Annotated in this window: 19 protein-coding genes; 8 read left to right on the forward strand and 11 right to left on the reverse strand. The window is 32.5% G+C overall.

Translation table 11 applies throughout. The features are described from left to right. Positions 1–27: 27 nt before the first annotated feature. Positions 28–1,347 carry a tyrosine--tRNA ligase gene (gene tyrS / locus Q0822_RS04035; RefSeq protein ID WP_299120451.1) on the reverse strand — a complete coding sequence of 440 codons (1,320 nt, stop codon included), beginning with the start codon at positions 1,345–1,347 and terminating at the stop codon, positions 28–30. 88 nt (positions 1,348–1,435) lie between these two features. On the opposite strand from tyrS, the gene Q0822_RS04040 reads away from it, so the two are divergent. Then, positions 1,436–2,461, forward strand: coding sequence for an NAD-dependent epimerase/dehydratase family protein (locus tag Q0822_RS04040; protein WP_299120454.1), 1,026 nt, complete (start codon positions 1,436–1,438; stop codon positions 2,459–2,461). Here the strand turns inward: Q0822_RS04040 and Q0822_RS04045 are convergent. From Q0822_RS04045 to Q0822_RS04055, 3 genes are read right to left on the reverse strand one after another with little or no spacing between them, the layout of a single operon-like run. Beyond that, positions 2,458–2,910 (reverse strand): DUF4296 domain-containing protein, encoded by a 453-nt coding sequence (locus Q0822_RS04045; RefSeq protein WP_299120457.1) that lies wholly within the window; start codon positions 2,908–2,910, stop codon positions 2,458–2,460. The two genes, Q0822_RS04040 and Q0822_RS04045, sit on opposite strands and share 4 nt — an antisense overlap. A 1-nt stretch (position 2,911) precedes the next feature. After that, on the reverse strand, positions 2,912–4,255 hold the full coding sequence (locus Q0822_RS04050; protein ID WP_299120459.1) for a dihydroorotase: 1,344 nt from the start codon (positions 4,253–4,255) through the stop codon (positions 2,912–2,914). 7 nt (positions 4,256–4,262) lie between these two features. Continuing rightward, positions 4,263–4,985 carry a polyprenol monophosphomannose synthase gene (locus tag Q0822_RS04055; RefSeq protein WP_299120462.1) on the reverse strand — a complete coding sequence of 241 codons (723 nt, stop codon included), beginning with the start codon at positions 4,983–4,985 and terminating at the stop codon, positions 4,263–4,265. A 195-nt stretch (positions 4,986–5,180) separates the two neighbouring features. Here Q0822_RS04055 and Q0822_RS04060 point away from each other — a divergent pair, with 195 nt between their 5' ends. Next, positions 5,181–5,831, forward strand: coding sequence for a DUF4271 domain-containing protein (locus Q0822_RS04060; RefSeq protein WP_299120465.1), 651 nt, complete (start codon positions 5,181–5,183; stop codon positions 5,829–5,831). Between the two features lie 16 nt (positions 5,832–5,847). Next, complete coding sequence (locus tag Q0822_RS04065) at positions 5,848–6,597, forward strand: uroporphyrinogen-III synthase (RefSeq protein WP_299120468.1); 750 nt, start codon at positions 5,848–5,850, stop codon at positions 6,595–6,597. A 70-nt stretch (positions 6,598–6,667) separates the two neighbouring features. On the opposite strand, the gene pckA is transcribed toward Q0822_RS04065, so the two are convergent. Both pckA and Q0822_RS04075 read right to left on the reverse strand, forming a co-directional pair. Continuing rightward, the gene (gene pckA, locus Q0822_RS04070) at positions 6,668–8,287 is read right to left on the reverse strand and encodes a phosphoenolpyruvate carboxykinase (ATP) (protein WP_299120472.1); all 1,620 of its coding nucleotides are present in this window, start codon (positions 8,285–8,287) and stop codon (positions 6,668–6,670) included. A gap of 65 nt (positions 8,288–8,352) precedes the next feature. After that, entirely contained in the window at positions 8,353–8,742 is a 390-nt protein-coding gene (locus Q0822_RS04075; RefSeq protein ID WP_299120503.1) for a DUF423 domain-containing protein, read from the reverse strand. Between the two features lie 71 nt (positions 8,743–8,813). On the opposite strand from Q0822_RS04075, the gene Q0822_RS04080 reads away from it, so the two are divergent. Together Q0822_RS04080 and Q0822_RS04085 are read left to right on the forward strand one after the other, a co-directional pair. Continuing rightward, positions 8,814–10,178 carry a saccharopine dehydrogenase C-terminal domain-containing protein gene (locus tag Q0822_RS04080; RefSeq protein ID WP_299120505.1) on the forward strand — a complete coding sequence of 455 codons (1,365 nt, stop codon included), beginning with the start codon at positions 8,814–8,816 and terminating at the stop codon, positions 10,176–10,178. Positions 10,179–10,256: 78 nt separating this feature from the next. Continuing rightward, positions 10,257–10,727, forward strand: a complete 471-nt coding sequence (locus Q0822_RS04085; RefSeq protein WP_299120506.1) for an Lrp/AsnC ligand binding domain-containing protein — start codon at positions 10,257–10,259, stop codon at positions 10,725–10,727. Between the two features lie 54 nt (positions 10,728–10,781). Here the strand turns inward: Q0822_RS04085 and Q0822_RS04090 are convergent, their stop codons facing one another. From Q0822_RS04090 to Q0822_RS04100, 3 genes are all read right to left on the reverse strand, one after another. Further along, positions 10,782–11,819 (reverse strand): aldo/keto reductase, encoded by a 1,038-nt coding sequence (locus tag Q0822_RS04090; RefSeq protein WP_299120508.1) that lies wholly within the window; start codon positions 11,817–11,819, stop codon positions 10,782–10,784. Positions 11,820–11,925: 106 nt separating this feature from the next. Next, entirely contained in the window at positions 11,926–12,885 is a 960-nt protein-coding gene (locus Q0822_RS04095) for an OmpA family protein (RefSeq protein ID WP_299120509.1), read from the reverse strand. A 25-nt stretch (positions 12,886–12,910) separates the two neighbouring features. Further along, positions 12,911–13,672, reverse strand: a complete 762-nt coding sequence (locus tag Q0822_RS04100; RefSeq protein WP_299120510.1) for an exodeoxyribonuclease III — start codon at positions 13,670–13,672, stop codon at positions 12,911–12,913. Positions 13,673–13,807: 135 nt separating this feature from the next. Between Q0822_RS04100 and Q0822_RS04105 the strand changes: the two genes are divergently transcribed. Both Q0822_RS04105 and Q0822_RS04110 read left to right on the forward strand, forming a co-directional pair. Beyond that, positions 13,808–17,233: a hypothetical protein gene (locus Q0822_RS04105; protein WP_299120512.1), complete on the forward strand. Its 3,426-nt coding sequence runs from the start codon at positions 13,808–13,810 to the stop codon at positions 17,231–17,233. 99 nt (positions 17,234–17,332) lie between these two features. Continuing rightward, positions 17,333–17,920 (forward strand): DUF3575 domain-containing protein, encoded by a 588-nt coding sequence (locus Q0822_RS04110; RefSeq protein ID WP_299120513.1) that lies wholly within the window; start codon positions 17,333–17,335, stop codon positions 17,918–17,920. 86 nt (positions 17,921–18,006) lie between these two features. Here Q0822_RS04110 and Q0822_RS04115 read toward each other — a convergent pair whose 3' ends face one another. After that, entirely contained in the window at positions 18,007–19,548 is a 1,542-nt protein-coding gene (locus Q0822_RS04115) for a glycine--tRNA ligase (protein ID WP_299120514.1), read from the reverse strand. A gap of 62 nt (positions 19,549–19,610) precedes the next feature. Next, positions 19,611–20,495 (reverse strand): hypothetical protein, encoded by an 885-nt coding sequence (locus Q0822_RS04120; RefSeq protein ID WP_299120515.1) that lies wholly within the window; start codon positions 20,493–20,495, stop codon positions 19,611–19,613. Between the two features lie 66 nt (positions 20,496–20,561). Between Q0822_RS04120 and Q0822_RS04125 the strand changes: the two genes are divergently transcribed. Next, positions 20,562–21,242 (forward strand): phosphoribosyltransferase family protein, encoded by a 681-nt coding sequence (locus tag Q0822_RS04125; RefSeq protein WP_299120517.1) that lies wholly within the window; start codon positions 20,562–20,564, stop codon positions 21,240–21,242. Positions 21,243–21,260 lie beyond the last annotated feature (18 nt).

Consider the following 21,260-nt stretch of genomic DNA (forward strand, 5'->3'; position numbering starts at 1 on the left):
TGGGCACTTTTTTATTTGCTAAACATCCTAATCTATTTCATATGGCTGTTCAACTATTTTTAAAATAAAGTTGGTTTTTTTACCTCTACTAATTACAATATACATATCGTGAATTAAATCCTTTAAAGTTAATATATAATCTTCTTTAACTTTTTCTTTGTTAACTGCTATTGCGTTTTCTTTTAAGGCTCTACGGGCTTCGCCATTTGAACTTAAAAAATTAGTTTTACCAGCCAAAGCACCAATCATATCAACACCTTTATTGAATTCTGATGTAGTGATTTCGGCTTGCTTTACTCCTTCAAAAACATCTAAAAATAGATTTTCATCTAACTCTTTTATTTCATTCTTAAAATCTTTGCTGAATAAGATTTTAGATGCTTTTACTGCATTTTCATAATCTTCTTTAGAGTGTACCATTGTGGTAATTTCTTCAGCCAATTGTTTTTGCAATAACCTTAAGTGTGGTGTTTCAGAATGTTCAGAGATCAACTTATCAATCTCATCTTGTTTCAAAAATGTGAAAATTTTTATATACTTTTCTGCATCCTCATCACTTGAATTTAACCAATATTGGTAAAACTTGTAAGGTGATGTCCTACTAGCATCTAACCAAACATTTCCACCTTCAGATTTTCCAAATTTAGAACCATCACTTTTTGTAATTAGTGGACAAGTAATAGCAAATCCTTTACCTTTAGCTATACGTCTAATTAATTCTGTTCCTGTTGTAATATTTCCCCACTGATCACTTCCGCCCATTTGAATACTACAATCATTTTCTCTGAATAAATGCAAGAAATCATAACCTTGAACTAATTGATATGTGAATTCCGTAAAGCTCATGCCATCATTAGTAGATTCACTAGATATTCTGTTCTTTACAGAATCTTTTGCCATCATGTAGTTTACAGTGATGTGCTTACCAACATCTCTAATAAAATCTAGGAATGAAAACTCTTTCATCCAATCGTAATTATTCACTAAGACTGCTGCATTAGCTTCATTACTTTCAAAATCTAGGAAATGTGATAATTGCTTTTTGATGGCTTGTTGGTTATGACGTAACGTCGCTTCATCTAAAAGATTTCGTTCACTAGACTTTCCTGAAGGGTCACCAATCATACCAGTTGCTCCACCAACTAGTGCAACGGGTTTATGTCCACAACGTTGATAATGAGCCAATAACATAATTGGTACTAAGTTGCCTATGTGTAAAGAATCTGCAGTTGGATCAAAACCAACATAAGCACTGCGCATGGCTTCTGAAAGGTGCTCTTCTACTCCTGGCATACTATCGTGCAACATACCTCTCCACTTCAATTCTTCAACAAAATGCTTTCCCATTATATTTTGATTCTAATTAGATTTCCGCAAAGATATGTTTCCACATTAAAAGACAAAAGACAATTCGAAAAAAGCGTAATTTAGCCTTATGATTTTAGTTACAGGTGGTACAGGATTGGTAGGATCTCATTTACTCTTTAAGTTAGTGAGTAATGATGAAAATGTGAGGGCAATATATAGAAGAGAAAAAACTTTAAAACGTGTAAAGCATGTCTTTTCCTATTTTTCTGATGATCCAGTGGCGCTTTTCAATAAAATTGAATGGATAGAGGCTGACATCAATGATATACCTAAACTAAAAATCGCTTTTAAAGATGTTGTTTCAGTTTATCACTGTGCTGCATTTGTGTCTTTTGAGCCAGACAAGTACAAAACCTTACGTAAAGTAAATACAGAAGGTACAGCTAATATTGTTAACCTTTGTATAAGTAATCGTATCGAAAAACTGTGTTATGTCAGTTCTGTCGCAGCCATAGGAAATCATAATAATCCTGATAAATTAATAGATGAAAAAACAGCTTGGAATCCTGAAGATGATAATAGTGTCTATGCGATTACAAAATATGGCGCTGAACTAGAAGTTTGGAGAAGTACACAAGAAGGTTTGGATGCTGTGATTGTAAATCCAGGAATAATCTTAGGTGCTGGTTATTGGAATGGTGGCAGTAGTGGAAATATATTTAAAAAAATACACAAAGGCATGTCCTATTATACAAAAGGTGTTACTGGCTATGTCGATGTTTGGGACGTTATAAGTGCAATGCACCAACTTATGAAAAGTGATATTAAAAATGAAAACTTTATCCTAGTATCAGAAAACTTGAGTTTTAAAACATTTCAAACTAAAACTGCTGAAGTTTTAAGAGTTAAACCTCCAACAAAAGAAGCAAAACCTTGGTTGTTAGGTGTAGCTTGGAGATTAGATTGGTTACAATTTAAGCTTTCTGGTAAAAGACGAAGCTTCTCTAAACAGAATGCTAAATCTGTCGTAACAGTCACAAAATATGATAATTCAAAATTGAAAACTACTTTAAATTTTGAATTTAAATCTATAGATGATTCGGTGAGTGAAGTGAGTGAATTATATCTAAAAGACCTTAAAAAGAATTCTTAATTAAAGCCAAGACTGTCAATTGCTTTTTTGGTGGAATCTTTCTTCTTTTTTCCAATTTCCATTATGGAATCGCGTTGGGCTTTAACAGAGTCTGTTTCTTTTTTACGAATTTCCTCGTAGGTTTCTTTTTCCTTTTCTAATCTAGCTTTCACTTCTTCAACTATATCTTGGTAAACCTCAGTGTTAAAAGCATAGTACGAATTACTAGATGCAAATTGAATACTATCAATATCATATTTTGTGAGTAAGTAAGTTTCTGGAACAAAACCATTTTTTTCAAGTAACTTTCTATTGACTCCCTTAGCCGCATTTATGATATATAAGTCATATAAAATATTAGACATTTTCTTCTTCGAGATAAGATTGTCTGGTTTTTTTATTTGTTCTGAGCCATCACAAGCTATCACCAAACCGAATAATATTAATATGACAACTACATTCTTTAACATTTTATCTATTAAAAGTTAATCGTTTACCAGCTTTAACGTCTAAAACTTTAAAATTGTTATAGGCCAACTGTCCATTAATAAACGTGTGCGTAATTCTGCTTTTAAATGTATTACCTTCAAACGGAGACCAGCCACATTTATACAAAATATTACTTTTATTTACAGTCCAAGGACTATTTAAATCTGCAATCACCAAATCTGCGTAATAACCTTCTTTAATATAACCACGTTTTTCAACATTAAATAATATTGCCGGATTATGACATGCTTTTTCTACTATCTTTTCAATAGGGATTTTACCTTGATGATGTGCTTCTAACAAGGCCACCAAAGCATGCTGCACTAAAGGCCCACCAGAAGGAGCGCTTGTATAGGGATTACTTTTCTCTTCAATTGTATGTGGTGCATGATCTGTGGCAATCACATCAATTCTATCATTTAACAAAGCTTTCCAAAGTTGATCTCTATCTTTAGCTGTTTTAACTGCTGGATTCCATTTTATATGACTTCCTTTTTTAGCATAGTCCTCGTCCGAAAACCATAAATGGTGTATGCATACCTCAGCTGTTATGTTTTTATCCTTGAGTGGAATTTTATTTGAAAATAAATTCGTTTCTTTTCCTGTTGAAAGATGAAACACATGTAATCTTGCACCTGTTTTCTTAGCAAGTTCAATAGCTTTAGAAGAGGATAAATAACAAGCCTCTTCACTTCTAATAATTGGATGTTTTTCCATCGGAATATTATCACCATATTCTGCCTTATACTTTGCTAAGTTCTTTTTTATAGTAGCTTCATCTTCACAGTGGACCGAGATGACCATATCTGTGCTAGAAAATATTTTCTCTATCACTTTCGGGTCGTCAACCAGCATGTTTCCTGTGGAAGAGCCCAAGAATAGTTTTAATCCAGCAACGGTTTTTGTATCAACCTTTAAGATTTCATCCAAGTTGTCATTAGTACCTCCAAACATAAAGGAATAATTTGCATGAGATGAATTTGCAGCAATAGCAAATTTCTCTTCTAATTTTTCAACTGTTGTCGTTTGCGGATTTGTATTGGGCATTTCGATAAAAGAGGTAATTCCACCAGCTAAAGCCGCTTTAGATTCAGTTTCTATATTAGCTTTATGCGTTAATCCTGGTTCTCTAAAATGTACCTGATCATCAATCATTCCTGGTAATACGTAATTACCTTCTGCGTCAATAACTGTCATATTTGCAGATTTTACACTTATAGAAATGTCTATCTGTTTAATAATATCATCTTCAATCAGTATATCTCCATCAACAATTTTTCCTTCGCTGACTATTTTTGCATTTTTTATGAGGGTATTTTGCTTCATACTATATCTATTTAGCAAATAGGCTTTTTAATTTTAAACTAATAACTCCAAAAATAGCTTCAGAAATAATACTTCCACTCATTTTCGATTTTCCTTTGGTTCTATCTTTAAATATAACAGGAATTTCTACAATTTTAAATCCTTTTTTGTAAGCTTTAAATTTCATTTCAATCTGAAATGCATAACCCACAAACTCTATTTTATCTAAATTAATCGCTTCTAGTACTGCTCTTTTATAACAAATAAATCCGGCTGTAGAATCTTTAACCTTCATGCGTGTTATTAGTCTTACATATCTTGATGCTCCATAAGATAAAATGATACGCATCATTGGCCAATTTACAACCGTAATTCCTTTAACATATCTAGAGCCTACTGACATGTCCGCACCATCATCAGCACAAGCCTTGTATAATCTTATAAGATCATCTGGATTATGAGAAAAATCTGCATCCATTTCAAAGATATAGTTGTATGTTTTTTCTAAACACCATTTAAAACCTGCAATGTATGCCGTACCTAATCCGCTTTTCTCTTTACGCTCTAATAAAAATAGCTGGTTATTAAATTCGCTTTGTAAATCCTTGACCTTTTTTGCTGTTTTATCTGGTGAATTGTCATCTACTACTAATACATGAAAGCTTTTCTGTTGCGAAAACACAGCTCTTATGATTGATTCTATGTTTTCAATCTCGTTATAGGTAGGGATTATAACAATGGCATCAGACATTAACTTACTCTTTTAAATACGCTTTTGGGCAGTTTTTAGAATTTCAAACAAAAGTAAAGTTTTTAATGGATTATAAGATAGAATTAACTTTTTTGATAGATAAGTATAACACTTATTATGAAATGCACAATAAACTTCGAAATATTCGATTAAATTCATTTGGTACTAGCTTGTTTTTCTTTTTAAATTAGCACGATGCGAAATTTTATAACATATGAATGGTTCACCATCTTTACAATCGTTGGATTGTTTGCAATTGTTGCTGCTAAGTTTTTATTCACCCTTCGGTTTAATGATTTTTTGTATGTAATCGGTAATTCTAAATACTTAAAAATCTACTCAAAAGACCAAAAATTCATCGACCAGTTCGATAGTTTTCTCTTTGTTAACCTAGCCTTATCGTTTAGTATATTTATTTACTTTGCTTATTCTACTTTTATTACATCCATACCGTTTGAGTTAACTTCATTTTTAAAATTACTTTTTGCGGTTTCTACTATTATTATTATAAAAACACTTCTAGAACGCTTAATCGGTAGCCTTTTTGACATTGATAGCTTAATTGATGATTACTTATTTCAGAAAACAACGTTTAAAAATTACTCTGGCTTTGTATTATTAGTTGCTAATTTGTTTTTAATATATACTAATATACTAGCAGAAGTTGTCATAATCTCAGCATTTTCTATTGTTTGCATTATTAATCTCATAGGTTTTTTAACTTCATTCAAAAACTATCAAAAATTAATAAATCCCAACTTTTTCTATTTTTTATTGTATCTTTGCGCTCTCGAAATCGCACCTTATATCCTTTTATATAAGGTAATTAGAGAGTATAACGCTTAAAACCCACGGTTTACGTATGAAAGTGAAAACCATTTTAGTATCGCAACCAGAGCCCAAAATAGAAAACTCTCCTTACTTTGATTTGCAAGAAAAGCAAAAAGTAAAAGTAGACTTTAGACCTTTTATACATGTAGAAGGTGTGTCGTCTAAAGATATTAGACAGCAAAAAGTTGATCTCAGCAAGTTTACCGCAATTATTCTTACAAGTAGAAATTCGGTAGATCATTTCTTTAGAGTTGCCGACGAACTACGTTTTAAGGTGCCAGATTCTATGAAATATTTTTGCCAATCTGAAGCTGTTGCCTATTACCTCCAAAAATACGTTGTATATAGAAAACGTAAAATTTATGTTGGTAAACGTACGTTTGCTGAATTGTCTCCTCTCATTAAAAAATATAAGGACGAAACGTTTTTACTACCAACAACGGATAAAGTAAAACCAATTATTCCGGAAATGTTAGATGATTTAGGAATAAACTGGAAACAAGCGACATTCTACAAAACAGTTATAAGCGACTTATCTGATTTATCGAACGTCACTTATGATATCTTAGTATTCTTTAGCCCATCTGGTATAGAATCATTATTTCATAACTTCCCAGATTTTAAGCAAAACGAAACACGTATTGCTGTATTTGGAAATACCACTGTAAAAGCTGTTAAGGAAAAAGGATTGCGTGTAGATATTGCTGCACCAACACCTGAAACGCCATCTATGACAATGGCTTTACAGAAGTATATTGATGCTGTTAATAAAGGAAAATAGTTAAAAACTAAAAGACATAAAAAAAGCGATTCTAAATTTAGAATCGCTTTTTTGTTTTTATATGTTATACTTAAAACGCATACCGTTGCGGTCCACCACGTCTTATTTCTTCAGATGCGTAAGACTCAAATTGTTTGAAATTCTGTCTAAATGAATTTGTAAGTTTAAATGCCATTTTATAATAGGCCTCATCGTCGTTCCAAGTTGCTCTTGGACTCAATACTTCAGTTGGTACTCCAGGACAAGTTCTCGGTTGTGCTACACCAAATACTGAATGGATGTGATAATCTTCGTATGTATAATTACCCAAATCACCATTTAAGGCTGCAGTAATCATTGCTCTGGTATATTTAAGTTTCATTCGTGTTCCTACACCATAAGGACCACCTGTCCAACCTGTATTCACTAACCAGACATTTACACCAGATTCTTTCATTTTCTTACTTAACATATCTGCGTATTCAGCAGGATGTAACGGCATAAATGGTGCACCGAAACATGCAGAGAATGAAGGTTGTGGTTCAACAACACCAGCTTCAGTACCAGCTACCTTTGCAGTATAACCCGAGATAAAATGATAAGCTGCTTGCGCTGGAGTTAATTTTGAAATTGGAGGCAACACGCCAAACGCATCAGCAGTTAAGAAAAATATATTCTTAGGATTAGCAGCATAAGATGGTGTCTTAATATTATCGATATGATAAATTGGGTAACTCACACGCGTATTTTGGGTGATTGAGCTATCAAAATAATCAACTTCTCCACTATCTTTAAAAACAATATTCTCTAAAATAGCACCAGGCTTAATAGCTCTGTAGATATCTGGTTCTTTTTCCTCACTTAAATCAATAACTTTTGCATAGCATCCACCTTCAAAATTAAAAATTGTGTTTTCCGCAGTCCATCCATGCTCATCATCTCCAATTAATTTGCGATTAGGGTCAGTAGATAATGTCGTCTTCCCTGTACCAGAAAGACCAAAAAAGATAGCTGTTTCTCCATTATCACCAACATTTGCCGAACAGTGCATTGGCAATACATTTTTCTCTACAGGAAGTATAAAATTCAACGCTGTAAAAATACCTTTCTTCATTTCACCTGTATATGCAGAGCCACCAACAAGGGCAATTTTTTTGGTGAAATTTAATATTGAAAAGTTACCTTGTCTTAAACCATGTTCTTCTGGATTAGGACATTCATATCCTGGTGCACATAGTACTAACCATTCTTCTTCAAAATTTTCTAGTTCTGATTCATCAGGTCTTAAGAACATATTGTAAATAAACATATTAGACCAAGGATATTCTGTTACAGTTCTAACATTCATTTTATAATTAGGATCTGCACAGACATAACCGTCTCTTACAAATAATTCCTTACCACTTAGATAGTTTTCAATTTCACCTTGCAAATAATCGAAATGCTCTGGCGAAATTCCTTTGTTAGATTTTCCCCACCAAATTCTATCTTTGGTGTATTCATCTTTTACTAGGAAACGGTCTTCTGGAGAACGACCAGTAAACTTTCCAGTATTAATTGCTAAAGTTCCGTTTAAAGTTTCTTTGCCCATTCCTTTTTCTAAAGTAATGGCCTGAAGTTTCTTTGGCTCTAACTGATAATGAATCTGTGCATCTTTAATTCCATATTGGTCTAACGAAATCGTTTTCGTTGATTGGGTATGGTTTGCCATAATTTTCTTGTTGTTTAGTGCTGCAAAAGTAAAATTTTATTTGGAAACAACGCCTTTGATTAATATTAATCGACCTTATTTCTTATAATACCGATTAACATCATTACCCAAGCCAAAATCAGTAGTAATCCACCAATAGGAGTAATCATAGCAATTGTCTTAAAATTAAAGCTTGTAAGTGAATTTGTAGCCAAACCATATATTGAACCCGAAAAGAAAACCAATCCAAAAATTATCAAATAGAATATTATATTTTTCGATTTTAAATTCAGAAAAGACGTGCTACCAAGAATTAAAAGTAAAAAAGCATGATATATTTGATAACGCACCCCTGTTTCAAAAGACTTAATGGCATCACTATCAACTAATTTCTCTAACCCATGAGCTGCAAATGCACCTAAAATAATACCTAAAATCCCTAAAATAGACCCTGTAATTAATAATTTTTTGTTCATAATTAAACTGTTATTTTGGTTTATAATCCCTTTAGGATTTATTACATTCGTGCATTGCAAAACTAATTATAATGCGAAAGATTTTAATCATTGGTGCAGGAAAATCGTCATCATACCTCATAAAATATTTATTAGATAAATCTCAATCTGAAAACCTTCACATTACTATTGGTGATCTTAATGTTGAGAATGCAAAAAAGTTAGTTGGTTCTCATCCCAACACTGACGTCATTCGTTTAGATGTGTTTAACTCTGAGTCTAGGATTTCTGCTGTAAAGAATTCAGATATTGTGGTTTCAATGCTTCCTGCACGTTTTCATATTGAAGTTGCTAAAGATTGTATCACTTATAAAAAGCATATGGTTACAGCTTCATATGTTAGCAAAGAAATGCAAGACTTGGATGAAGATGCTAAAGCTAATGGTCTCATTTTTATGAATGAAATTGGTGTGGATCCAGGTATTGACCATATGAGTGCTATGCAAGTTATTGATCGTATTAGAGATAATGGTGGTAAAATGATTTTGTTTGAATCCTTTACAGGCGGCTTAGTAGCGCCTGAAAGTGATAATAACCTCTGGAATTATAAATTCACTTGGAACCCAAGAAACGTAGTTATAGCAGGACAAGGTGGAGCTGCAAAATTTTTACAAGAAGGTCAATTTAAATATATTCCATACGATCGCTTATTTAGGCGTACAGAATTTTTAGATGTAGAAGGTTATGGTCGTTTTGAAGCCTATGCAAATAGAGACTCATTAAAATATCAGCATGTTTATGGATTAGATAATATTAAAACCTTGTATCGAGGTACCATGCGACGTGTCGGTTTTAGTAGAGCTTGGCATGTGTTTGTTCAGTTAGGTATGACAGATGACAGCTATACCATTGATGATAGTATAAACATGAGCTATCGCGATTTTGTCAATGCCTTTTTACCATATAGCCCAACGGATTCAGTAGAATTAAAATTCAGACATGCCTTAAAAATTGATCAGGATGATATCGTTTGGGATAAGTTTTTAGAATTAGATATTTTCAATGCTAGTAAAATGGTAGAATTGGACAAAGCAACACCAGCTCAAATTCTTCAGAAAATATTAATGGATAGCTGGACACTAAATGAAGACGATAAAGATATGATCGTAATGTACCATAAGTTTGGCTATGAACTAAATGGTGAAAAACATCAAATTGATGCTTCTATGGTTGTTGTTGGTGAAGACCAAACTTATACAGCGATGGCTAAAACTGTTGGCTTACCTGTAGCTATGGCGACTTTAGACATTTTGAATAAAAAGATTAAAACATCTGGTGTTCAAATTCCAATCTCTAAAGAAGTTTATACTCTTATTTTAGAAGAATTAAAAGACTATGGAGTAGTTTTTAATGAGAAGGAAGTCTCTTACTTGGGCTACAATCCTTTGAATATTTAAATATTCATTTTAGTTTATTAAACTATCAGATTGAAATCGTTTTGTTATTTTTACTTTCAAATTTAAATCAAATTAAACATGAAGGTTAACGATAAAGGTATCTATATCGATGGTATTGACAAAAAGATACTTAGAGCATTAATGGAAGACGCCAGAACGCCTATTCTTGAAATTGCACGTAATGTTGGTATTTCTGGTGCTGCAATTCATCAACGCCTTAAAAAGTTAGAAAAGTCAGGTTTATTAGCAGGTTCTAAATTTATTATTAACCCAAAAGTTTTAGGATATACAACTATGGCTTTTGTTGGTGTTTATTTGGATAAAGCGGTAAGTAATCCAGAAGCTGTAAAGCAATTACAAAAAATTCCTGAAGTTATAGAATGTCATTATACTACAGGTCATTGGAGTATTTTTATTAAAATACTATCTAAAGACAATGAGCACTTAATGCATGTTCTTAATTCCGAAATACAGAGTATAAAAGGGGTTTCGAGGACTGAAACGTTCATTTCTTTGCAACAGCAAATTAATCGACAGATTAAGATCTAGTAAATTTAAAAATTATAGTCTGTTTCTATTTTTTAACTCTGATTGTTCCAAGATTTATGTCGCAGGATTAGGTATCTCAGCATGTACAGCATTAATAGCTTTCATAACATCTTCTGATAAAGAAATATTAATACTGTCAATATTTTCCTCTAACTGTTCCATACTGGTTGCACCAATAATATTGCTGGTTACAAATGGTCTTTCATTTACAAAAGCTAAGGACATTTGTGCTATCGTCATATTATTGTCTTCAGCTATTTTCATATAACGTTTGGTCGCTTCGGTACATTCCTCACTACTAAAACGTGCAAATCTTGGAAATAACTTTAATCTGGCGTTATCTGCTGCTGTACCCTTTATATATTTTCCAGATAGTACTCCATTTCCCATTGGTGAATAGGCTAATAACCCAATGCTTTCTCTGTGTGCCACTTCTGCTGTATCTCCTTCAAATTGTCTGCATAAAAGAGAATATGCGTTTTGAATGGTAATCATTCTTGGTAAATTGTGCATTTTAGACTCCTCTAAATAGCGCATAGTTCCCCACGCTCCTTCATTAGAAATGCCTACTTGTCTTATTTTACCTGATTTAATAATTTCATCTAAGTTGTGTAGAATTTCATTAAAATTATCGTCCCATTGGTCGTTTGAGTTGTGTTTATAATCACGCACACCGAAATAATTGGTTTCGCGCTCTGGCCAATGCAATTGATACAAGTCTATATAATCAGTTTGAAGTCTTTCTAAGCTATTATTCACAGCTTCATTTAGTGCTTCTTTACTAAAACCATTAGTTCTAATATGTGCTGTGTAATCTCCAGGTCCAGCAATTTTGGATGCGAGTACAACTTTATCTCTATTTCCGGTTTTTGTAAACCAGTTTCCAATTATTCGTTCAGTTTCGCCATAAGTTTCTGCATTTGCTGGTACAGGATAAAGTTCCGCAACATCAAAGAAATTAACTCCCTTATCTAAAGCTAAATCCATTTGAGCAAAGCCTTCGTCTTGAGTATTTTGATTTCCCCAAGTCATAGTGCCAAGGCATATTTTACTAACTTTTATATCTGTGGTTGGTAGTGTGGTGTATTTCATAAAATATTAAAATGTAAAAATAAGAAGACCTTTCAGGTTTATAAAACTCAAAAGGTCTAAATATATGTTAAGTCTTTAATTAAATTTCTGCTTTCTCAAGAATTTATTATATCTCATTCAGCAACTTAGAAATCTCATCTAATTTTGGTGTTAAAATCACTTCGATTCGTCTGTTTTTTGCTTTTCCTTCTGTGGTAGCATTAGATGCAATTGGTGCAAATTCACCACGACCTGCAGCTGTTAAATTTTCTGGATTAATAGCTTTATTTTCTCTTAGAATATTTACAATTGCTGTTGCGCGCTTTGCAGATAAATCCCAATTACCACTCAGTTGCTCATTCCCCTTGTAAGGCACATTATCCGTATGACCTTCTATTAAAACTGATATCTCAGGGTTTTCAGCCAAAACATCGCCTAATTGTTTTACAGCTTGCTTTCCTTGTGCTCCAACATACCAGCTTCCAGATTCGAACAATAACTTGTTTTCCATAGAAATGTAAACCTTACCATTACGTTGCTCAACTGTTAGCCCTTTTCCTTCAAAATTAGTTAATGCTTTAGAGATTGCATCTTTTAGTTGGCGCATTGCAGCATCTTTACTTGCTATTACATTTTCTAATTCAGCAACACGTTGAGAACGACTTTCCAATTCTTTCTTCAAAGTATTTAAACGTTCATTTTCTGTGGCTAATGCTTGCTCTTTTGCTTCCAATTTTGCTAAAAGCTCTCTGTTTTTCTTAGAGTTCGCAACAATTGATGCAGAACTATTTTCTTCTAAAGCTTTATATGATGCTTTTAAATTATCTAGATTTGTTTTAGCAGCCGCATAATCACTTTTTAATTTATCGAGTTCAGCAATTGCGTCATCATAAGCTTTTGCCATTTGGTTTAAATCATTAAAGAGTGATGTCTTTTGCTGAGATAATTTCTCAACCTCATCATTTAAGCCGCGATTTTCTTTTTTTAAATTGGCATATTTATCTTCAAGATCGGTATAGATTTTTTTAGATACACAAGATGTGCATAGCGTAATTGTAAGTGCTATTAATGAAAGTTTTTTAATCATATTTTATGAATTGATTTGAGTTAATTTATAAATCGAGTTCTAATAATATAGGGCAATGGTCACTATGAACTGCTTCAGTGAGTATAACGCTTCGTTTTATTTTTTCTTGCAAAGGTTTGCTTACCATCGCATAATCTAAACGCCATCCTTTATTATTTGCTCTGGAATTAGCTCTATAACTCCACCAAGAATATTCTTGTCGTTCAGGATGTAAATGTCTAAAACTATCAATAAAACCACTGTCAATAAATTCACCCAACCACTCTCTTTCTTCTGGTAAAAAACCAGAAACCCCCTTCATTTTAGGGTTATGAATATCAATTTCTTCGTGACATATGTTATAATCACCACAAACGACTAAATTTGGTTTTTCTTTTTGTAGGTCATTCAAATAATTATGGATCAAGTCCATATATTCAAATTTATGTGCCAATCTTGCATCATTGGTTCCAGAAGGTAAATACATACTCATTACCGACACACCATCGTAATCTGCTCTAATATTTCGGCCTTCAAAATCCATGGATTCTATTCCTGTACCAAATTCTATATGATTTGGTTCCTGTTTACACAATAATGCCACTCCACTGTATCCTTTTTTCTGTGCACTAAACCAATAATTAAAATTATAACCAGCATTTGCAAACAAATCTAGATTGAGCTGTTCTTCCATAGCCTTAATTTCTTGTAAACAAATAACGTCTGGACCTGTAGCTTTTAACCAATCAATAAATCCCTTGTTTATTGCTGCCCTTATGCCGTTGACGTTGTATGATACTATTTTCATTTTGTTATTTTATTATGTTATTTATACCAAATACCCTTTATGGGTCTAAATTAAATAATACCCTACTTTTACACTATTATTTTAAGCTTCATTTAACGATAAAATATTTCTAGCTCAAAACAGTTATTATTCTACATGAAGAATACGCTACTTTTTCTTTTAATTCTGAGTTCTTTTTTGGGTTCTTCCCAAGACAATTCTACGACTTATAGAAAAAAACGTATTGCTGTAAAAGATTCTATTCTCATTGATTCCGTAAGTATAAATCCTTTCAAATTTGTAATTAAAACGAAAGACAACAAAGTCTTAGATTCTACACTATACACTATGGATTTTGCTAAGGCTTTATTAAGATTTAAACAACCCATTGATTTAGATACGATTCAAATTGAATATTTGCGTTACCCTCAGTTTATTACTAAAGTTTATAAGCAACTAGACGATAAGATTATAGTAGATAGACCTTCTGATTTTCAGCAACTATATAGACTTGAAAACACCAATAAACAAAATACGTTTACACCTTTTGACGGTTTAACCACTTCTGGAAGTATATCGAGAGGTGTTACGATTGGTAATAACCAAAATTCAGTATTGAATAGTGAATTAGATCTACAGATTTCTGGAAAATTGAGTGATAAAGTTTCACTTAGAGCATCCATACAAGATGCTAATATTCCACTCCAAGAAAGTGGATATTCACAACGATTAGATGAGTTTGATCAGGTCTTTATAGAACTATTTAGTGATGATTGGAATATACGCGCAGGAGATATAGACCTGATAAATACAAACAGTTATTTTTCCAATTTTTCAAAGCGCGTACAAGGGTTATTGGTTAGTGCGAATCTAAACGATAAAACTTCTGTTTTTGCCTCTGGTGCTTTAGTAAGAGGTCAATGGACGACAACTCAATTTACGGCTCAAGAAGGAAACCAAGGTCCTTACAAACTTCGCGGACCGAATAACGAATTGTTTGTACTCATTGTTTCTGGTAGTGAAACGGTTTATGTCAATGGAGTACCATTAGAACGTGGTGAAAATAATGATTATATCATTGACTATAATGCTGGTGAACTCATTTTTAATTCTACATTTCCTATCACTTCCGAAATGCGAATTACAGTAGATTACCAATTTAGCGAACGTAACTACTCGCGATTCACTGTTTTTGGAGGTGGAAGTTACACTACTGAAAAACTAAGTTTAAATGTCTCTGTATATTCTGAAAGTGATGCTAAGAACCAACCATTACAACAAAATTTATCTACAGAACAAACTCAGATTTTAGCTGATGCTGGTGATGACATAACTTTGATGGTTGCACCATCTGCAACTGCAGAGTCGTATTCTGAAAATCGAATTCTTTACAGAAAAGAGTTAGTTGGTACAGAAGAAATCTTTGCGTTTTCTACTAATCCTGAGGACGAATTATTTAGTGTGCGCTTTACTTTAGTAGGTGCTAATCAAGGTAACTATGTATTGAGTAATGATAATGCTATAAGTAATATTTTTGAATATGTTGCTCCAATTGCAGGAGTGCCTCAGGGCAATTATGAGCCCATCACACAATTAATTGCACCAGAACGATTGCAAATTGCTGTTTTAAATGGTCGATATCAACCTACTGAAAAAACAGATGTCTTTTTTGAATTCGCTGGAAGCAAGAATGATGAAAATCTATTTTCTAGTTTAGATGACAATAACAATAATGGTTTTGCAGGGAAATTAACGATAAAACAAAAGGTGATTAAATCGGATAGTCTCTGGAATTTATCTGCTTTAGTAGATGCCGACCTTATTCAAAAGGATTTTAGAACAATTCAACGTTTATATAGAGCAGAATTTAATCGCGATTGGAACTTAGATACTTCAGAAAGCAATCAAGGAAATTTCAACTTCGGAAACCAGTTATTGTTGACTTCAGGCTTACAATTATCACATTCTAAAAAGGGAACTGCTTCTTACAATTTTGAACATCTCAATTATTCTGAAAATTTTAATGGTAATAGACATAATGTAACTGCTAATTTGCATTTAGGTGATTTCAGAATTTTTTCAAACTCTAGTTTTTTAAATAATGAAAGCACTATAAACCGTTCTACGTTTTTGAGATCTTTTAATCGAGTAATTTATAGTAAAAACAATAAATGGGCTGGAGTAAAGCTTGCAACCGAAGACAATGAACAACGGGTAATAGCTACAGATTCTTTAACGCCTTTAAGTCAAGAATTTAAAGCATACGAGGCTTTTATTGGCATTGGTGATAGCACTAAAGTATTTACAGAAGTTGGTTACATTAAACGCTTTAATGATAGTTTGAGAAACAATACCATTAAACGTGTTAATAGTTCGAACACGTATTATTTGAAGTCAAGATTAATCCAAAATGCAAACACCAATCTTCAATTATTCGTCAACTATAGAGATTTGAAGGCTGAAGATGAGACTACTAAAGATGAACAAAGCTTAAATAGTAGACTAAGTTTTAATCAGAAACTCTTTAATAATTTAATTATTTGGAACACCAACTTTGAAACCAATTCAGGAACCTTACCTCAACAAGATTTTACATACATTGAAGTTGAAGCTGGACAAGGTGCTTACACTTGGATAGATTATAATGAAAACAATATACAAGAGCTTAACGAATTTGAAATAGCCCAATTTGCTGATCAAGGGAGTTTTATAAGAGTGTTATTACCCAATCAGGTTTTTGTGCGCACACATCAAAATCGATTGAGCCAAACATTGACTATCAATCCGCAACAATGGAGTACATCAGAGAATAAAACCAAAAAGTTTTTCTCTCATTTTTATAATCAAACCTCATATTTAATAGATAGAAAAATAAAGCGCGAAGGCAATAATTTTAATCTTAATCCATTTAAAGATGATGATGAAAATCAGTTGGCATTAAACAATAGTGTAAGGAATGTACTGTTTTATAATAGAGGAAAACAACGCTATACGACATCTTACACCTTTTTAACCAATACAAGCCGTAATCTTTTATCTATAGGATTTCAAGAGAACAAACTCACTAATCATCAAGTGAATTTTAATCATAAATTTATAACTAATTGGCTTGCAAACGTATTAGCGAGTTTAGGAAGTGATGAAAGTACCAGTGAAAATTTCGCAAATAGAAATTACAATATTGACGAAAGTAGATTTCAACCAAAACTATCTTATTTATTTAGCGAAAACGCACAGTTTGATATCTTTTATCAATACACATCAAAAGAAAACACCATAGGAAGTTTAGAATCATTAGCACAGAATAATTATGGTTTATCATTTACTTATAACAACGCTCAAAAAATTGCTTTGACAGGCGAATTCAATTTTTTTCAAAATAAATTTGAAGGTAATGCAAATACTCCTGTAGCTTACCAGATGCTCGAAGGTTTACAACCAGGAAAAAACTTTACATGGAGTTTATTAGCGCAGAAAAAATTGACCAAATTTCTAGATTTAAACCTCAATTACTTTGGTAGAAAAACCGAAACTTCTAAAACAATTCATACAGGTACAGTTCAGCTGAAAGCCTATTTTTAATTTATGTTTTCTTTAACGCAACCTTTTTGATAGTTTCTCATCTTAGTGGTACAATTGTTGTAGTTAAGCAACAATCAATTAATCAAATTTACAATCAATATGAAAAAATCTTTATTAGCAGCATTGATGCTGTTTTCAGTATTTACTATGAATGCTCAAGAATCGTCAGATGAATTACCTAAACAAAACGAAATTTCTACAAACCTACTAGATTTAGTAATAGCAGGAACTTTAAATGTTAATTACGAACGCCTATTCGACAAAAATCAATCTCTTTTTATAGGCGCCAATTTCTTTGATACTTATGGATATTACGATGCTGGTTATATAGATGAAAGTACTGCATTTAGTGTAAAAGCAGCATATCTCATCTATTTTTCAAAAGAGAAAGACCATGCAGGCTTTTTCTTTTATCCACAAATAAAGTTAAGAACAGGAGAAGTGACAGTAGATGATTACTATTACTATAGCTATGACAGTGTAATAGATAGTGCGGTTCAAGAAGAGTTTAAATATGACGTTAGTGGCTTTTCTGCTGGATTTGGTATTGGGCACAAATGGATGTTTAATAATAAATTTACTTTAACACTAAACGGAGATATTGCAAGAAATTTAGGGAGTTTTGATACGGACTATTTAGATAATATCGAGCTTAGGTTTGGTGTTAATTTTGGATATCGTTTCTAGACTTTAATGACCCAATAAAACAAAACCCAAGTTTCTAAACTTGGGTTTTGTTTTATTATAATATTTCTGCCTACACAGTAATTTGATTATTTCATCTTCATTAGCCAATGCTTCACATCAACTTCTGCTTTGATCAAATCTTTTAAATCTTCAATCTTCACCCGCTTTTGTTCCATCGTATCTCTATGGCGAATCGTAACTGTATTATCCTCTAAAGTATCATGATCTACTGTGATACAAAATGGAGTTCCGTTGGCATCTTGCCTTCTGTAACGTTTTCCTACGGCATCTTTTTCATCATAAAACACATTAAAATCCCATTTTAGGTCTTCTACAATTTGTTTAGCGACTTCAGGTAAACCATCCTTTTTTACCAATGGAAAAATGGCTGCTTTTGTTGGAGCCAAAACTGCTGGTAGTCTCAAAACAGTGCGTGTCGTATTATTCTCTAACTCTTCCTCTATAAGTGAATTTGAGAATACAGCTAAGAACATACGATCTAGACCAATTGATGTTTCTAAAACATAAGGAGTATAACTCGCATTCTCTTCATGATCGAAATATTGTAACTTTTTGCCTGAGTATTCTTCGTGTTGTTTTAGATCAAAATCTGTACGCGAATGAATTCCTTCTAATTCTTTGAAACCAAACGGAAAATTAAACTCAATATCAGTAGCAGCATCAGCATAATGTGCTAATTTTTCATGATCGTGAAAACGGTAATTCTCTTCACCTAATCCTAAGGATTTATGCCACTTTAATCGTGTGTCTTTCCAATAGTCAAACCATTCTTTTTGTGTTCCTGGTTTTATGAAAAATTGCATTTCCATTTGTTCAAATTCACGCATTCTAAAAATAAATTGTCTTGCCACAATTTCATTTCTAAAGGCTTTTCCTGTTTGTGCAATTCCAAACGGAATTTTCATACGCCCCGTTTTCTGAACATTCAAAAAGTTGACAAAAATACCTTGAGCCGTTTCTGGTCGTAAGTACAAATCCATTGCTGTATCAGCAGAAGCACCTAGTTTAGTTCCAAACATAAGGTTAAATTGCTTTACATCAGTCCAGTTTTTACTTCCAGATAGAGGATCTGCAATTTCCAGTTCTTCAATCAATGCTTTTACATCTGCTAAATCTTCCTTTTCTAAAGATTGTCCTAAACGCTTAAGAGTAGTGTCAATTTTTTCTTGGTAACCAAGAACTCTACCATTTGTAGAAACAAATTCTTCCTTATTAAAGGCTTCACCAAATCGTTTTTCGGCCTTTGTAACTTCCTTGTTTATTTTGGCTTCAATTTTAGCACAATAATCTTCAACTAAGACATCAGCTCTGTATCGCTTTTTAGAATCCTTATTATCAATTAAAGGGTCGTTAAAGGCATCAACGTGACCTGAAGCTTTCCAAGTTGTTGGATGCATAAATATTGCAGCGTCAATACCTACTATATTATCATGCATTTGTACCATGGCCTTCCACCAATAGTCGCGAATATTTTTCTTTAATTCCGCTCCGTTTTGAGCGTAATCGTACACTGCACTAAGTCCATCGTAGATTTCACTACTTTGAAATACGTAACCATACTCCTTAGCGTGAGAGATTACTTTTTTGAATTTGTCTTCGTTTGCCATGCTGCAAAAATAGAAAACCGCTCTGATTAACAGACCGGTTTTTAAAAAATTATATAGTTACTTTATTTTAATTTTATACTAGTGCTGCCAAGTTTTATATTTTCATGGAAGACATTGACAAAATAATAACCTTTTACAAAGGGTTGATCTTCTTTCTCTGCCTTAATTGTAGTACAGATTTCTAAATTTTTATTGTTGTAATTAACTACTTCCTTTTTACTGTAAATTAAAGACGAATTTCCAAAAACAACTTCACCCTTATCTGATACTACATTGCCTTCTGGACTCACAATCTGGATATAAACATCTTTTCTTCCTTTTTCAGTTAAAGGGTTTTCAGTTAATGTAATGCAAACATCAATGGTATTAGCACGTTTAGCTCTTTCTGTATATCTTTTTTTACCTGATCTTAATTTATAAGCTTGTGCATTGACATTAACAGCTTTTAATATTGCTGCATTGTCAATAGTTTTATTTAAAGAGTCATTAGTCTCTTCTAAATTGTTAATTGCAACGGTTTTCTTTTTTATAGTATTTAATGCATAGCGTTTCTCATTCTCTAATTTAATATTAACCGTATTTAGAGAATCTATGGTACTAAGTAATACTTTGCTCTTTGATTTTAAAACTACGAGGTGGTTTTTAAACTTGGTAATAATGGATAAATCGCCTTTTAACAACTTCAATGAATCTAATGCATTCTTAGTTTCTAGCTTTGCTTCAAGGAGCTGTAGATCCATAAAACTATAATCTTCGCTCAGTTCATCATAACTTGTTAACATCTCGGATAATTCATTTTCTATCAAAGACTTTTCTTGTTTTAAGAATTCCTCGTAAGATTGAATGGATTTATAGTTTGTGAAACTATATACTCCTAAAACAGTTAAAACGACCAATAAAGAACCTATAATTAATCTGTAGTTAAATATATGAGGACTAACTATCATTATTAATTTCTTAATTTAATGCGAAATTAGAGTTAATTGAAGTGTAATTTTATTTTAATCGATTAAGTGATAAAAAATTTGTTAAACTTGTTTTTTCCTGAAGTCTGCGAAGCGTGTAACAATGTTTTAAACGATAATGAAGACGTCATCTGTATATTTTGCAGACATCAATTACCTATTACTAATTTTCACTTTGATAGTTCTGATGCCGTTCAAAAAATAGTTTTTGGACGAGTGAAATTAGAAAACGCGACTGCATTATTACATTTTTCTAAAAAAGGAATTGTGCAACAATTGCTTCATAATTTAAAATACCGAGGTCATGAACAAATTAGTGGATTTTTAGGCGAATGGCTAGGATCTGAACTTAGCACTATTGATGCATATAATGCTATTGATGTTGTTATTCCAGTACCATTATATAAAACAAAATTGAGAAAACGAGGCTATAATCAAGTTGCAAAATTTGGGAAAGAAATTGCTAATGCTCTAAACGCAGATTATAATGATACTATTTTAGTAAAAACAAAATCCACACAAACACAGGTATTTAAGGGACGATTAACACGTTGGAATGATGATGGGGCTATATTCAGCATTACTGAAAGAGAATCTCTAAAAGGAAAGCATATTTTGTTGATAGATGACATCATTACTACTGGAGCAACTGTTGAGGCATGTGCATCTGTTTTGTTAAAAATTGATAATATTAAGTTAAGTCTTGCTACGATGGCAATTGCAGATTAATTTTTTCGTTTCTAACTA

Origin of the sequence: uncultured Winogradskyella sp. (genome assembly GCF_947496485.1) — a bacterium.
Taxonomy (GTDB): domain Bacteria; phylum Bacteroidota; class Bacteroidia; order Flavobacteriales; family Flavobacteriaceae; genus Winogradskyella.